Here is a 14,180-nt window from a genome sequence, read left to right as displayed (position 1 = left end):
GATCGGCGGCCTCGTCCGCACCTTCACCCCGGCGGAATGTGCCAACTACTTCGCCGCCGCAGGATACGATGCAGCCTGATCGGATTCCGCTCTAGAGCTGTTTCCGGTTGCGATGGATCGGCCCCACCTCCGTTCGTCCCCGCGAAGGCGGGGACCCAGAGCCCGCGAAGGCGCATGGGCGCTGAGACAAGATCGACGGGAGAGCCGCGCGATCGTCGTCGTCCGCGCAGGCGGACGACCCAGTATCCACCGAGCTCCGCTGCTTTTAGTCGTGAGGCTGCGGCGTACTGGGTGCTCCGCCTGCGCGGCGCCGCGGGAGGGACCAGCCCGGCTCCCTCCCGCAACATCGCACCGTCACCGACGATTTTCGCGCAAGCCCGGGAATAAATCCGCGCTCCGCGTGTCTGCATCGACGACACCCTCTGCCAAGGAGCAGTCGTATGGATCGAAACACCATCGTGGTCGCCTTCACCGTCGCGGTGCTGTCCGCGACCGGCGCAGCCGCACACGACACGCATCACGCTCCCCACGCTTCGGCCTCGCCGGCCGACGCGACGAGCCCCGTATCCGACGAGGAAGCCGCGTTCCTGCGCGAGAACGATGTCGCGATGGACAAGATGATGACCGACATGGCCGTGCGTCCGTCCGGCGACGTGGACCGCGACTTCGTCGCCATGATGGTGCCGCACCACCAGGGCGCCATCGACATGGCGGTGGCGGTGCTGCGTTACGGCCGCAACGAGCAGCTCAGGCGGCTGGCGCAGGAGATCATCGTCACCCAGCAGCAGGAGATCGCGGCCATGCGGCTCGCCATCGGCGATCCGCTCCCGGCGCCGGCGGCGGCGCCGACGCAGACCTCCGCCCCGACCACGCGATGAGGATCAGGACATGACCCGCAACGGCTCGACGACGGGACTGCTCGCGACCACGTGCCTCGCGACTGCGGTCCTCGTGACCACCTGCTTCGCCGGGACGTCTGCGGCGTGGGCCGGCCAGGCCCCGGGTGCGGCGGCTGCCCGGGACATTCCGGTGAGCCGGCACGATCGCGTCTATGCGGCCGAACAGTTCTCCAACACGGTCTCGGTGACCGACCCGTCCGACAACACTCTGCTCGGTGTCATCCGGCTCGGCGATCCGCAGCCGGGCAATCTGAGCCCGCTCTATCGCGGCCAGGTGCTGGTGCACGGCATGGGCTTTTCGCCGGACCACAAGACGCTCGCGGTCGTGTCGATCGGCACCAACGCGGTGTCGTTCATCGACACCGCGACCAATGCGGTGAAGCACGTGACCTATGTGGGCCGCGCACCGCACGAGGCCTTCTTCACGCCGGACGGCAAGGAGGTCTGGGTCACGGTGCGGGGCGAGGACTATATCGCCGTGCTGGACGGCACCACCTTCGCCGAGAAGACGCGCATCAAGGTCCCGGGCGGCCCCGGCATGCAGATTTTCTCGCCGGACGGCACCTACGGCTATGTCTGCTCGTCCTTCAATCCCGAAACCGTGGTGATCTCGGTGGCCGACCGTCGCATCGTCGGGCGGGTAAAGCAGGAGAGCCCGTTCTGCCCCAACATCGCAGCGACGCCCGACGGCAAGCAGGTCTGGTTGACGCTCAAGGACGTGGGCAAGACGATGGTGTTCGACGCCCGACCGCCCTTCTCGGTGCTGAAGACCCTCGACACCGGACCGATCACCAACCACGTCAATTTCGCACGCACTGCCGCCGGCATGTTCGCCTATGTCACGGTCGGCGGGCTGAACGAGGTCAGGGTGTTCCGCACCGACGACTTCTCGCAGGTCGCGACCATCCCGGTCGGCAGGCTGCCGCACGGCCTGTGGCCGTCCGGCGACGGCAGCCGGATCTATGTCGGCCTGGAGAACGCCGACGGCCTCACGGCCATCGACACGGCGTCCAACACCGTGGTGGCGACCGTTCCGATCGGCCAGGCGCCGCAGGCCGTCGTGTATGTTCCGAACGCCGTGCCCTCCGGCGACGGAAAGCAGGGGCTGCAGCCGCTCGCGACATCCGGAGCGGCTGCCCAGTTCACGCTTTCGGGGCCGCACCAGGCCGACGCGGCGCCGACTAGCGTCTCGCTGTTCGACCAGGGCCTGACGCAGGTGCTGCAGGCATCGGTGACCGGCCTCGAACCGAGGAAGCCCTATGTGCTGGCTCTGGCGCCGAACCCGGACGGCAGCGGAGCGCTCCAGCCGCTCTCCGGTTTCACCACCAATCCGGCCGGGGCGGCCATCGTCAACGCAGTCGGCCCGATCCGCCAGGTGGTACAGGGTGTGGAGTCGCCGCCGCGATATCTCGTGATCGCTCCGGGGGTGCCCGGCCAGACCGGCGCGCCCGTACAGGTGCAAATGTGATGAAGACGCGCCGAGGGGCAGCCCGGATCCGACCCTCCCGGACGGGCGAGCCGTCCGGGAAGGCCGTGCGGGTTTCGCCATGACCACGATGACGTCGCTGATCGAGCCGCTCATTCCAGCGCTGCGGCGCTATGCGCGGGCCTTGCTGCGGGACAGCTCCGCCGCCGACGATCTCGTCCAGGACTGCCTCGAGCGGGCGATCGGACGTTGGCATCAGCGCCGCCAGGACGGCGACGCCCGGACCTGGATCTTCACGATCCTGCACAACCTCGCCATCAACCGCCTCCGCCAGGCGCAGCGCCGCGGCCGGCACGTTGCGATCGAGGACGCGGACGAGGATTCGGTCTCGCATCCACCCGCACAGGAGGATCGGATCCGGCATCACGACGTCGTTCAGGCGCTCGCCGATCTGCCCGAGGATCAGCGCGCCGTGCTCCTCCTGGTCGCCGTCGAGGACCTGTCCTATGCCGAGGCCGCCGACGTCCTCGACGTTCCGATCGGAACCGTGATGTCCCGCCTGGCCCGCGGCCGCGAACGGCTCCGGCGCGCTCTGGGGGAACCGGACAGGATCGCCAAGGCCCCGAATCTGCGGAGAATCAAATGAGCAGCCGTCCGATCTCCGAAGACGACCTGCACGCCTTTGTCGATCAGGCGCTCGATCCCGCGCGTCGCACCGAGGTCGCCGAGTATCTGAAGAGCCACCCCGATGTCGCCGGGCGCGTCGAAGACTATCGCCGGCAGCGCGAGTCGCTGCGCGCCGCCCTGGCGCCGATCGCCGAGGAGCCGGTGCCGTCGCGGCTCGACCTGAGGCGTCTGATCGAGGCGCGGCGAGCCTCGCGCGTCGGATGGCGGGCGGCGGCGGTCGCCGCGGCAGCCGCCATCGTGCTGCTGTGCGGCGGCGCGGCCGGCGGCTGGATGCTGCACGACCTGTCGCAGCCGCCGGCCGGCGGCATCGCGGCGCTGGCGTCGCAGGCGACGGAGAGCTTCGAGGTCTACGCGTCCGACCATGTCCGTCCGGTGGAGCTCCGCGCGGAGGACCGCACGCTGCTGGTCGACTGGGCCTCGCAGCGTCTCGGCCGGGCCGTCACGGCGCCGGACCTGTCGCGCTCGGGCTACCGTTTCATGGGCGGACGCCTGGTGGCCACGCCGCAGGGACCGGCCGTGCTGTTCATGTACGACGACGATCGCGGCACGCGTCTCGCCGTGCTGAGCCGCCGCATGGCGGTCGACCAGGACGCGCCGATGCGCCCGCATTCGCGCGGATCGACGGCAGGGTTCGCGTGGGCCGAGAACGGCATCGGCTACAGCCTGGTGGGACCGCTGCCGGCCGAGGCGCTGCATCCGATCGCCAACGAGGTTCGCCGGCAGGAGCGCGGCATCTGAACAGCGGCGGAGCGGCGCGCGTCGGCGCGATGCCGTCGAGCCGGCCATCGGGCACCCCGACTCCGGCGTCATCCCGGGTGAGCGCGCCGGACGGCTTGCGGATTCGGCCGGACCGCGCCTATGTGGGACGGCAGCGCCCCCGCGCCAAAGCGGGCACCGGTGTTCGCCACACGCGAACACCGGTGCCCGCTTCCGGACTCCAGGACCAGGCCGTTGTCGACCTCCCCCGAACAGCCCTCGCCGCCGTCGTCCCCCTCGCCCACCCCGCCCTCGCCTGCCGCCCCATCGCCGGCCCCGACCGCCTTCATGGTCGTGTTTCCGTCGATCATGCTGCCGATGTTCCTCGCCGTGGTCGACCAGACCATCGTGGCGACGGCCCTGCCGGCGATCGCCGCCTCGACCGGCCAGATCGAGCGCGCGCCCTGGGTGGTGGTCGCCTATCTGATCGCCGCGACAGTCGCGGCGCCGCTCTACGGCCGCCTCGGCGACTCCTTCGGCCGCCGCCGGCTGCTCCTGGTCGCGCTCGGCATCTTCATCGCGACGTCGCTCCTGTGCGCGGCGTCGCCGACCATCGAGGTCCTGACCCTCGCCCGCGTGCTGCAGGGTCTCGGGGGCGGCGGGCTGATGACGCTGTCCCAGGCGCTGATCGGCGAGGCGGTGCCGCCGCGCGAACGCGCCCGCTACCAGGGCTGGCTCGCCGGCGTGGCGGTGACGGCCAACTCGTTCGGGCCGGTCGCCGGCGGCTTCCTGACCGAGCATTTCGGCTGGCAATCGATCTTCCTGATCAACCTGCCGGTCAGCGTCGTCGCAATCGCGCTCGCGCTGCGCCTGCCGGCCCGCAAGGTCGAGCGCGTCGCGTGGCGGTCCGATCCGCTCGGACTGATGCTGTTCGCCGTTTTCGTGACGACCACGCTGCTGTCGCTCGAGCAGGTGCAGCGGGCGAACTTCTCGGCCCTGCCGCTCGCCGCGGCGTTGCTCGCCGGGGCGGGACTCAGCCTCGTGCTGCTGATCCTGCAGGAGCGCCGCACGCCATCGCCGCTGATCCCGCTCGGGCTCCTGAAGCAGCCGGCGATCTGGCGCAGCGACGCCATGGCGGCCTGCCACGGCGCCGCCCTCGTCTCGCTCATCACCTTCCTGCCGGTGTTTCTCGGGGTGGTGCGGGGGGCCTCGCCCTCGACCATGGGCCTGGTGCTGGTTCCGCTCACCATCGGCATCGGCACCGGCTCGCTGCTCACCGGCCGGCTGATGGCACGCACCGGCTACACCACGCTGTTCCCCTCGATCGGGCTCGGCCTCGCCGCCGTCAACCTGATCGTGCTGGCGTTCTTCGCCGCCGAGCTGTCGATCCCGGCGCTCGGCGGCATGATGCTGTGGAACGGCGCCTGCATGGGGACCGTGATGGCGGTGGTCCAGGTGACGGTACAGAGCGCCGCGGGGCCCGGCCGGCTCGGCGAGGCGGCCGCCTCCGTGCAGTTCTCCCGCTCGATCGGCGCCGGACTCGGCACCGCCATCATCGCGACGCTGCTGTTCGGCTGGCTGGCGCTGCACAATCCCGATGCCATGGCGGTCTTCACGGAGCTGGTGCAGCGCGGCCGCGACGCTGCCGCGCACGTGCCGGCCGCCCGGCTCGCCGCCGTGCAGGGCGACATTCGCGACGCCTTCCGGGTGGTGTTCCTCGGCATCGCCGGCTTCACGCTCGGCGGCCTGGTGCTGGCGCTCACCAACCCGCTGCGCCGGATCTGACCGACGCCGACGTCGTCATTCCGGGGGATGGCACGCGGCTCGGCGCGTCGCGCCGCCCGAGCGCGCCGCCCCGGAATCGAGCCACGCATTCCAGCTCCGCCGCTGGAGTCCGGGTTCGCGAGCCGTCGGCTCGCGCCCCGGAACGACCGCGCTGTCAGTGATGCGCGCTGTCGGGCGGCTGGCTCAGCCGGTCCACATAGGCAATGCCGATCGCCGACAGGATGAACACGCAGTGGATGATGGTCTGCCACATCACCCCGGTGGCGGTCAGCGTGCCGCGGCCGGAATCGAGCGCCCCCGCCTCGATGAAGGTGCGCAGGAGGTGGATCGACGAGATGCCGATGATCGCCATGGCGAGCTTGATCTTCAGCACGCTCGCATTGACGTGGCTGAGCCACTCCGGCTGGTCCGGATGGCCCTCGAGGCCGAGCCGTGACACGAAGGTCTCGTAGCCGCCGACGATCACCATGATCAGCAGGTTCGAGATCATCACCACGTCGATCAGGCCGAGCACCACCAGCATGATCTGCAGCTCGCTGAAGTCGAACGAGTGCGTCACGAGGTGCCAGAGCTCCTTGAGGAACAGGATCACGTAGACGCCCTGGGCGACGATCAGGCCGATATAGAGCGGCAGCTGCAGCCAGCGCGAGCTGAAGATCAGCAGCGGCAGGGGACGCAGCGACTTGGGCAGCGGCTGCGGAAGGTGCGGGGTCGTCTCGGTCATTCGTCGGGTCTCGCTCGTCGCGCCGTTCGGCGGGCGCGCGGGTGAAGGGCTGCAGGTGATACGACCGCGGCAGGCGAAAAGTCCACCGCGGCGGACTCGAAGCAGCAGAACAGCTTGGCAGCCGCGTGACCGCCCGCCGGGGCGTTTCGCCGCAGGTTTCAAAATACCTGCACGGCAGACGGCGTGGGCAAACGCCCACCAAATCTGTGGGAAAAATCGGTAGCTTGGGTGGACCCGGCCTGCCCACGGCAGCGTGGGCATCTTTCCACTGGTCGCGCCGCCGGCTCGGCGCCTAGCATCCGCTCAACAAGAAGCACCACTTCAGGGAAACGCATATGACGCCCGAGACCCCCGACCTCCCCTTCCCGCTGAACGCCTGGTACGCCGCCGCCTGGTCGCACGAGATCGGCCGGACGCTGTCGGCCCGCACGGTCTGCGCCAGGGACATGGTGCTGTACCGCCGCGCCGACGGCCGGGTCGCCGCGCTCGAGGACGCCTGCTGGCACCGGCTGCTGCCGCTCTCCCTCGGCCGGCTCGACGGCGACCAGGTGGTGTGCGGCTATCACGGCCTGGTCTTCGACGCCGACGGTCGCTGCACCTTCATGCCGGCCCAGAAGACGATCAACCCGTCGGCCTGCGTGCACGCCTACCCGGTCGCCGAGCGACACCGGCTCGTCTGGGTGTGGCCGGGCGATCCGGCGCTCGCCGACCCGGCGAAGATCCCCGATTTCCACTGGAACGACGGCACGGAGTGGGTCGGCGAGGGCGGCACCTTCTACGGCCTGAAGTGCGACTACCGGCTGGTCATCGACAACCTGATGGACCTGACCCACGAGACCTATGTGCATGCCGGCAGCATCGGCCACGACGCCATCCTGGAGAGCCCGTTCGAGGTCACCCATACGGCGCGCAGCGCCACCGTGACGCGCTGGATGATCGACATCGAGCCGCCGCCGTTCTGGGCCAGACTGCTCGGCAAGCCCGGCAACGTCGACCGTTGGCAGATCATCCATTTCCAGGCGCCGTCGGTGATCGCCGGCGACGTCGGCGTGGCGCCGACCGGGACCGGCGCGCCGCGGGGCGACCGCTCGCAGGGCGTCAACGGCTGCTTTCTCGCAGCGATCACGCCGGAGACCGAGACGACCTGCCACTACCACTGGAACTTCGTTCGCAACTTCCGCCGCGACGACGAGGCGCTGACGCGGGCGATCCAGAAGGGACACGTGAACCAGGGCAAGGGCGTCTACGACCAGGACCATGTGGTGCTGGAGGCGCAGCAGCGCGCGATCGACCGCAATCCGCGCATGCCGTTCTACAACCTCAACATCGACGCCGGCGCCCTGTGGGCCCGCCAGCTGATCGACCGCATGCTCGAGGCCGAGCGCGGCGGCGCCCGGCCGATGCCGAGCCAGGCGGCGGAGTGACGCCATGCTCCAGGCCGTCGACCAGCGGACCGCGCGGCTGCGCGCCACCACCGACCTGACGCCCGACATCCGCCTGTTCGAGATCGAGCCGGACGGGGCGTTCGTGCCACCGCCGCCCGGCAGTCACCTCGACATCCGGGTCCGGATCGGCGACCGGCCGGACCTGCGCTCCTACTCGATCGTCGGGCCGTGCGCCGACGGCCTCTACCGGATCGCCGTGAAGCTCCTGCCGCACAGCCGCGGCGGCTCGGCCTGGATGTGGTCGCTCACCCCCGGGGCCCGGCTCTCGTTCACGGGGCCCCACGACACGTTTCCGCTCGGCACCGGCCGGCCGGACTATCTGCTGGTCGCCGGCGGTATCGGCATCACGCCAATCTACACCATGGCGACGGCGCTCGCCCGTGCCGGCGCGACGCTGCGCCTCGTCTATGCGGCGCGGCGCGCCTGCGACCTCGCCTTCGCCGGCGAGCTGCGCGAGATCCTGGGCGAGCGGCTGACGATCGTCACCAGCGAGACCGGCGGGCGGGTCGACCTCGCGGCCGGGATCGCCGCGCTGGCCCCCGACGGCGAGCTCTATGTCTGCGGGCCGATCGGCATGCTGGAGGCGGCCAAGCACGCTTGGCAGGCGAGCGGCCGCCCGCCCGAGAAGCTGCGGTTCGAGACCTTCGGCAGCAGCGGCCGCTTCGCCACGGTGCCGTTCACAGTCAGGATCCCGCGGCTGGGGCTGGAGATCGCCGTGCCGGAGAACCGCACGATGCTGGACAGCCTGGAGGCGGCCGGCGTCGCGATGATCTCCGACTGCCGCAAGGGCGAATGCGGCCTGTGCGCCCTGCCGATCCTCGCGGTCGACGGTGTCGTCGACCACCGCGACGTGTTCTTCAGCGACGTGGAGAAGGCGGCGGACGCCAAGCTCTGCACCTGTGTCTCGCGTGTCGCCGGCGGCACCATCACGATCGACACGGCCGACCGGGAGGGGTGAGGCGGGACCGCGGTCAACCGCGGCGCTCGATCTCCCCGACGCGACGCTCCAGATCGGTGAGGCGGTCGTCGACCGACTTCGCCGCCATCCGGCCGAGCACCGTCTCGCCGGCCATCACCTTGCGCAGATCCTCGAACTCGTCGGAGATGTGCTCGAAGCCGTCGTTCACCTTGGCTTCGAGGCGGGTCAGCCCCTCGCGCAACTCCTGAAGCAGTCGGATCGTATGGTTCTCGATCTCGGCCATGTGCGGACCTCACTGAGCGCGACCGAACATAACATGAACACGAACCGAACGCGAGTCCCCGTGCCACGGCCGTTTGACCTTTTCCGGCGGGGCGCTAGCCTCGGGCCTTCGACGGTCGGAGCCCGCCGTGACCAGGGTGATCCCCGGCGAAGGCCGGGTCACTCTTCTTGGGGGACGACCCGGTTTTGATAGCCCTATCCGTCGTCGCAATGCACCACACGCACGATACCGCAAGCAAAGCTGAAATTTATCCGGAGTCGAAAACTCCTTGTCGCTTGCGTCGATAGCGGTGGAGCTCGAAAGAACCAGTTCCACCTTCGGTCCCGCTTCCCCTGCCTCTGTCGCGCTGCCGCGAGGAGTGGATGCCCGGCGCGAGGCCGGGCATCACGCTGTCGGAAAGGGGCGCGGGGTTCAGAACCTCACCGCGAAAACTTCTTGTACTTGAGCCGGTGCGGCACGATCGAGTCGGTGCCCAGCCGGCGCATCTTGTCCTTCTCGTAGTCCTGGAAGTTGCCCTCGAACCACTCGACGTGGCTGTCGCCCTCGAAGGCGAGGATGTGGGTGGCGATGCGGTCCAGGAACCAGCGGTCGTGGCTGATGATCACGGCGCAGCCGGCGAAGTCCTCCAGCGCCTCCTCGAGCGCCCGCAGCGTGTCGACGTCGAGGTCGTTGGTCGGCTCGTCGAGCAGCAGCACGTTGGCTCCGGACTTGAGCATCTTGGCGAGATGCACGCGGTTGCGCTCGCCGCCCGAGAGGTTGCCGACCTTCTTCTGCTGGTCGGCGCCCTTGAAGTTGAAGGCGCCGCAATAGGCGCGGCTGTTCACCTCGCGCTTGCCGAGCATCAGGATGTCGAGGCCGTCCGAGAGCTCCTCCCAGACGGTCTTCTTCGGATCGAGGCTGTCGCGGGACTGGTCGACATAGCCGAGCTGGACCGACTCGCCGACGACGATCGTTCCCTTGTCGGGCTTCTCCTGCCCGGTGATCATGCGGAACAGCGTCGTCTTGCCGGCGCCGTTCGGGCCGATCACGCCGACGATGCCGCCCGGCGGCAGCTTGAAGGTCAGGTCGTCGATCAGGAGCTTGTCGCCGAACGCCTTGGTGAGGCCCTCGAAGTCGATGACGTTCTGGCCGAGCCGCTCGGCCACCGGAATGACGATCTGGGCCGTGCTCGGCGCCTTTTCGCTGGCCTTCTGCAGCAGCTCCTCGTAGCGCTGATAACGCGCCTTCGACTTGGCTTGGCGGGCCTTCGGCGAGGACGCGATCCACTCCTGCTCGCGGGCCAGCGTCTTCTGCCGGCTCTCCTCCTCGCGGCCCTCCTGCTCGAGCCGCTTCTGCTTCTGCTTGAGCCAGGACGAGTAGTTGCCCTCGTACGGGATGCCGCGGCCGCGATCGAGCTCCAGGATCCAGCCCGTGACGTTGTCGAGAAAGTAGCGGTCGTGGGTGACGATCAGGATGGCGCCCGGATAGGTGCGCAGGTGCCCTTCGAGCCAGTTCACGGTCTCGGCGTCGAGATGGTTGGTCGGCTCGTCGAGCAGCAGGAGCTCGGGCTGCTCCAGCAGCAGCCGGCACAGCGCGACGCGACGGCGCTCGCCGCCGGACAGCTTGTCGACCGCCCAGTCGTCCGGCGGGCAGCCGAGCGCATCCATGGCCTGCTCGACCTGCGAGTCGAGATCCCACAGGTTCTGATGGTCGATCTTGTCCTGGAGTTGCGACGCCTCCTCCGCGGTCTCGTCGGAGTAGTTCATCATCAGCTCGTTGTAGCGGTCGAGGATCGCCTTCTTGGCGGCGACGCCGAGCATGACGTTCTCGCGCACCGTCAGGTCCTGCTCGAGCTGCGGCTCCTGCGGCAGGTAGCCGACCCGGGCGCCCTCGGCCACCCAGCCCTCGCCCGTGTACTCCTTGTCGATGCCGGCCATGATGCGCAGCAGCGTCGACTTTCCGGCGCCGTTGACGCCGAGCACGCCGATCTTGGCGTCCGGGTAGAAGGAGAGGTGGACGTTGTCGAGCACCTTGCGGTTGCCCGGATAGGTCTTGGACAGACCCTGCATGTGGTAGATGAACTGCCGGGCCATTGCCGCGCCTCGTCCTCGTCCGGTTGTCGGGATTCGCCGGCTGATGTAGCGACCGCCGCGCCGAAGGGCAAGCTGGGGCTGGGCGCGCCGGAAGCCGGTGCGAGCGCTCGCCGAGCGAAACACGGCCGCCGGGTCCGCGCCGGTAGCCGGGGTCCGTCCCGCCCAGGGTGATCCGCCTCACAAACCGCATCCCGCTCCGACGCGACGAACCGGCATGACCTGTTGAAACCGCCCGGACCCGTCCGAGCACGCGCCAGCGGACCGTCACCGGCGCCGACCCGCCCGCGGGCCGGCTGCCGCCGGCCACAACGACCGACTGTAACATCGCGGTAACGGTGCCCGACAAAGTTGCGACAGGCCGCGAAAATGAACCGAATTTTAACGAGTTTGACCGACAAAAGGCCGTAGAGCGGTCCTCAGGATCGGCGACGGCAGAAGGCCGGATCAGGATCGCCCAGCCATGGAGGGTGCCATGAACGCCTCCAGTTCCGCAGAGACCCCGCTCGGCAAGTCGCTCTTGGCCGCGTGCCGCTCGATTCTGACCGACTTGTTCCGCCCCTATCGCCCCGAGCGCCACTACATGCGCGGCCCCGGCCCCAAGTGGCGGGAGAAGAACACCATCACGCATATCGTGGTGCGGCCCGACCGCAGCATGCGCGGGCGGCCCGCCCGCATCCGCGTCCGCGTCTGAGTACCCTCCGGGCCTGCCGCGGCGGCGCCGGCTGCACGGCACCGCCGCTCCGCCGGGCACGCCGGCATCTTCGCGAAATCCCTTGTGTCGTCTCGCCGCCCCGGGCTAGCTCCCGGCGGTATCACGCATGGCAAGGGAGTTCCGGCCCATGGGCGTCCGCTGCGCCGTCCTCGACGATTACCAGAATGTCGCCCTGACCAGCGCCGACTGGTCGTCCATCGCCGAGGACGTCGACGTCACCGTCTTCGACACCGCCTTCGCCTCGCCGGAGGCCGCCCGGGCGGCCCTGCAGCCGTTCCCGATCGTCTGCATGATGCGGGAACGGACCCCGTTCCCGCGCGCCATGATCGAGGCGCTGCCGAACCTGAAGCTCCTGATCACCACGGGCGCCGCCAACCGGGCGATCGACCTCGCCGCCGCCCGCGATCGCGGCGTGGTCGTCTGCGGCACCGGCGCCTACGGCAATCCGACCATCGGGATCGTGTTCGGGCTGATCCTCGAGCTGACCCGCCGGATCGGCTTCGAGAACGCCCGCATGAAGGCCGGCGCCCCCCTGCAGGCCACGGTCGGCGACGACATCGAGGGCAAGACGCTCGGCATCCTCGGCCTCGGCAAGCTCGGCACCCGGGTGGCCGGCATCGCAAGCGCGTTCCGCATGCCGGTGATCGCCTGGAGCCCCAACATGACGGCCGAGAAGGCGGCCGCCGCCGGCGCCACCCTGGTGAGCAAGGACGAGCTGTTCGCCCGCTCCGACATCCTCACCATCCACGTCCAGCTCTCGGACCGGTCGCGCGGCCTGGTCGGCGCCCGGGAGATCGGCCTGATGAAGCCCGACGCCCTGCTGATCAACACCTCGCGCGGCCCGATCGTCGACGAGGCGGCGCTGCTGGCGGCCCTGACGGCCGGCAAGCTCGGCGGCGCCGGGCTCGACGTCTACGACATCGAGCCGCTGCCCGTGGACCACCCGTTCCGCACGCTCGACAGTGTCGTGACCACGCCCCATCTCGGCTACGTGACGAAGCAGAACTACGCGATCTATTTCCGCGACATGGTCGAGGACATCCGGGCCTTCCTGGACGGGACACCGGTGCGTGTGATCGGCGGGTGAGCCACAACGCGATACCAATCATGCTGCAGCGCAGTCATTCGCCGGCCCGACCGCCCTTCGGGCCGGCGATGTTCAATTTTTCGCGAGTGGACGATGCCGGCGCTGCGATGTTTTGGCGTACGGGATTGTAACGGAACGCAGTTCACCGCCACAACTCTGAAGTTTCGATCTTTACCGACGTATTTTAACCCAGAATAATGTATTTCCACTTCGCGATACTCGACCAGAGCTTCGCTCCGACGGCGCCATGGCGGCGCCTGATTCTCGTCAAAATTCAATAAAGCTTGCCTCGCGCCTCGTTTGTCTGTATGTCGCGCTGCGTTCCAGCAGGAGGGATCATGCGGACAGTGAAATTCGCCGGGGCGGCGGCGCTCGCCTTCGTGAGCCTGACGCTGGTCTCGGCGGAGGTCATCCGGACCGCGGTCGGGCAGCAGCTCGAAACCGGCACCCAGGTCGCCATGGCGCCGAGCGGCGGCAATGCTGCCGCGGAGGCACGCCGCGAGCCCAGGCCAGCACAGCCGGCGGCCCAGCAGGCCGACGCGACCGGCCCGGTCGCCGCCGCCGGACCCCGGCTCGCCTTGGTGATCGGCAACGGCGCCTATCCGGACGGCGACGCGCCGCTGACCGCGCCGATCGCCGATGCACGGGCCGTGGCCGACGAACTGCGCGAGAAGGGCTTCGACGTCGAGCTCGGCGAGAACCTGAGCAAGCAGGCGATGGAGTGCGCGGTCGAGCGCTTCACCGGCAGGATCACGCCGGGCGCCACCGCCCTCCTCTATTTCAGCGGCCATGGCGTGCAGATCGGCCGCGAGAGCTTCCTGGTCCCGGTGAGCGCCCAGATCTGGCGCGCCGAGGACGTGCGCCGCGACGGCATCGGCCTCGAACCGGTGGTCGCCGCCATGAACGCCCGCGGCGCCAGGAGCAAGCTCGTCATTCTCGACGCCGCCCGGCGGAACCCGTTCGAGCGGCGGCTGCGCGGCTTCTCCACCGGGCTCGCGCCGATCGCCGGCCCGGAGGGCACGCTGGTGCTCTACGCGGTCGCGCCCGGCAAGATCGCCGACCAGGAGGCCGACGGCCAGAGCGTCTTCGCCCGCGAGCTGATCGCCCAGATGCGGGCGCCCGGCCAGACCGCCGAGGAGGCGTTCAACCGCACCCGCCAGACCGTGGCGCGGGCCACCGGCGGCGCCCAGGTGCCCGCGGTGTTCTCGGCCGTCACCGACGACGTGTCGTTCGCGACGGCCGACGGCCGCGCCGACGAGCCGGCCCCGACCCGCCACAGCGCCCGCTGAGGCCGAGCGCGCGAGCGCCGCTCCTTCACCCATTGCGATACCGGAACGGCGCGGCCTCCCGAGGCCGCGCCGTTCCGCTTTTCCGGTCCGGTGTCCGGGGCGCTTGCGCCGGATGCCGGGACGCGCATGATCCGGACATCGGAACACGCCCGCCCG

13 protein-coding genes are annotated in these 14,180 nt (G+C 69.6%); 10 read left to right on the top strand and 3 right to left on the bottom strand.

Annotated features, from left to right (window positions below; all coding sequences use genetic code 11):
* Positions 1-440: 440 nt before the first annotated feature.
* The 5 genes from J2S22_RS28505 (at position 441) to J2S22_RS28485 (ending at position 5,493) form a co-directional block, all read left to right on the top strand.
* The gene (locus J2S22_RS28505; protein ID WP_272780719.1) at positions 441-878 is read left to right on the top strand and encodes a DUF305 domain-containing protein; all 438 of its coding nucleotides are present in this window, start codon (positions 441-443) and stop codon (positions 876-878) included.
* Positions 879-888: 10 nt separating this feature from the next.
* Positions 889-2,367 carry a YncE family protein gene (locus J2S22_RS28500; protein WP_272780718.1) on the top strand — a complete coding sequence of 493 codons (1,479 nt, stop codon included), beginning with the start codon at positions 889-891 and terminating at the stop codon, positions 2,365-2,367.
* A 79-nt stretch (positions 2,368-2,446) separates the two neighbouring features.
* Positions 2,447-2,971 (top strand): sigma-70 family RNA polymerase sigma factor, encoded by a 525-nt coding sequence (locus tag J2S22_RS28495; RefSeq protein WP_272780717.1) that lies wholly within the window; start codon positions 2,447-2,449, stop codon positions 2,969-2,971.
* Positions 2,968-3,750, top strand: coding sequence for an anti-sigma factor family protein (locus J2S22_RS28490; RefSeq protein WP_272780716.1), 783 nt, complete (start codon positions 2,968-2,970; stop codon positions 3,748-3,750). Before J2S22_RS28495 ends, J2S22_RS28490 begins: the two co-directional genes overlap by 4 nt.
* A gap of 306 nt (positions 3,751-4,056) precedes the next feature.
* Positions 4,057-5,493, top strand: coding sequence for an MFS transporter (locus J2S22_RS28485; protein WP_272780715.1), 1,437 nt, complete (start codon positions 4,057-4,059; stop codon positions 5,491-5,493).
* A gap of 154 nt (positions 5,494-5,647) precedes the next feature.
* On the opposite strand, the gene J2S22_RS28480 is transcribed toward J2S22_RS28485, so the two are convergent.
* Positions 5,648-6,217, bottom strand: coding sequence for a TIGR00645 family protein (locus J2S22_RS28480; protein ID WP_272780714.1), 570 nt, complete (start codon positions 6,215-6,217; stop codon positions 5,648-5,650).
* Positions 6,218-6,552: 335 nt separating this feature from the next.
* Between J2S22_RS28480 and J2S22_RS28475 the strand changes: the two genes are divergently transcribed.
* Together J2S22_RS28475 and J2S22_RS28470 are read left to right on the top strand one after the other, a co-directional pair.
* The gene (locus J2S22_RS28475) at positions 6,553-7,641 is read left to right on the top strand and encodes an aromatic ring-hydroxylating dioxygenase subunit alpha (protein WP_272780713.1); all 1,089 of its coding nucleotides are present in this window, start codon (positions 6,553-6,555) and stop codon (positions 7,639-7,641) included.
* 4 nt (positions 7,642-7,645) lie between these two features.
* The gene (locus J2S22_RS28470; RefSeq protein ID WP_272780712.1) at positions 7,646-8,620 is read left to right on the top strand and encodes a PDR/VanB family oxidoreductase; all 975 of its coding nucleotides are present in this window, start codon (positions 7,646-7,648) and stop codon (positions 8,618-8,620) included.
* A gap of 13 nt (positions 8,621-8,633) precedes the next feature.
* Here the strand turns inward: J2S22_RS28470 and J2S22_RS28465 are convergent, their stop codons facing one another.
* Together J2S22_RS28465 and ettA are read right to left on the bottom strand one after the other, a co-directional pair.
* Positions 8,634-8,864, bottom strand: a complete 231-nt coding sequence (locus J2S22_RS28465; RefSeq protein ID WP_272780711.1) for a hypothetical protein — start codon at positions 8,862-8,864, stop codon at positions 8,634-8,636.
* Between the two features lie 419 nt (positions 8,865-9,283).
* Complete coding sequence (gene ettA / locus J2S22_RS28460; protein WP_272780710.1) at positions 9,284-10,936, bottom strand: energy-dependent translational throttle protein EttA; 1,653 nt, start codon at positions 10,934-10,936, stop codon at positions 9,284-9,286.
* Positions 10,937-11,408: 472 nt separating this feature from the next.
* Between ettA and J2S22_RS28455 the strand changes: the two genes are divergently transcribed.
* The 3 genes from J2S22_RS28455 to J2S22_RS28445 all read left to right on the top strand — a co-directional run bounded on the left by J2S22_RS28455 (position 11,409) and on the right by J2S22_RS28445 (position 14,024).
* Positions 11,409-11,627, top strand: coding sequence for a hypothetical protein (locus tag J2S22_RS28455; RefSeq protein WP_272780709.1), 219 nt, complete (start codon positions 11,409-11,411; stop codon positions 11,625-11,627).
* Positions 11,628-11,775: 148 nt separating this feature from the next.
* Entirely contained in the window at positions 11,776-12,735 is a 960-nt protein-coding gene (locus J2S22_RS28450; RefSeq protein WP_272780708.1) for a D-2-hydroxyacid dehydrogenase family protein, read from the top strand.
* Positions 12,736-13,073: 338 nt separating this feature from the next.
* Positions 13,074-14,024, top strand: a complete 951-nt coding sequence (locus J2S22_RS28445) for a caspase family protein (RefSeq protein ID WP_272780707.1) — start codon at positions 13,074-13,076, stop codon at positions 14,022-14,024.
* The last annotated feature ends 156 nt before the right edge of the window (positions 14,025-14,180 follow it).

Source organism: Rhodoplanes tepidamans (assembly GCF_030813915.1).
GTDB lineage: Bacteria > Pseudomonadota > Alphaproteobacteria > Rhizobiales > Xanthobacteraceae > Rhodoplanes > Rhodoplanes tepidamans.
Note: the sequence above shows the minus strand (reverse complement) of the source record. Positions and strands in the feature narration are given on the sequence as shown.

Coding starts and splice junctions, on each gene's coding strand:
- J2S22_RS28505 (WP_272780719.1), top strand. CDS start 441: ATGGATCGAAACACCATCGTGGTCGCCTTCACCGTCGCGGTGCTGTCC.
- J2S22_RS28500 (WP_272780718.1), top strand. CDS start 889: ATGACCCGCAACGGCTCGACGACGGGACTGCTCGCGACCACGTGCCTC.
- J2S22_RS28495 (WP_272780717.1), top strand. CDS start 2,447: ATGACCACGATGACGTCGCTGATCGAGCCGCTCATTCCAGCGCTGCGG.
- J2S22_RS28490 (WP_272780716.1), top strand. CDS start 2,968: ATGAGCAGCCGTCCGATCTCCGAAGACGACCTGCACGCCTTTGTCGAT.
- J2S22_RS28485 (WP_272780715.1), top strand. CDS start 4,057: ATGGTCGTGTTTCCGTCGATCATGCTGCCGATGTTCCTCGCCGTGGTC.
- J2S22_RS28480 (WP_272780714.1), bottom strand. CDS start 6,217: ATGACCGAGACGACCCCGCACCTTCCGCAGCCGCTGCCCAAGTCGCTG.
- J2S22_RS28475 (WP_272780713.1), top strand. CDS start 6,553: ATGACGCCCGAGACCCCCGACCTCCCCTTCCCGCTGAACGCCTGGTAC.
- J2S22_RS28470 (WP_272780712.1), top strand. CDS start 7,646: ATGCTCCAGGCCGTCGACCAGCGGACCGCGCGGCTGCGCGCCACCACC.
- J2S22_RS28465 (WP_272780711.1), bottom strand. CDS start 8,864: ATGGCCGAGATCGAGAACCATACGATCCGACTGCTTCAGGAGTTGCGC.
- ettA (WP_272780710.1), bottom strand. CDS start 10,936: ATGGCCCGGCAGTTCATCTACCACATGCAGGGTCTGTCCAAGACCTAT.
- J2S22_RS28455 (WP_272780709.1), top strand. CDS start 11,409: ATGAACGCCTCCAGTTCCGCAGAGACCCCGCTCGGCAAGTCGCTCTTG.
- J2S22_RS28450 (WP_272780708.1), top strand. CDS start 11,776: ATGGGCGTCCGCTGCGCCGTCCTCGACGATTACCAGAATGTCGCCCTG.
- J2S22_RS28445 (WP_272780707.1), top strand. CDS start 13,074: ATGCGGACAGTGAAATTCGCCGGGGCGGCGGCGCTCGCCTTCGTGAGC.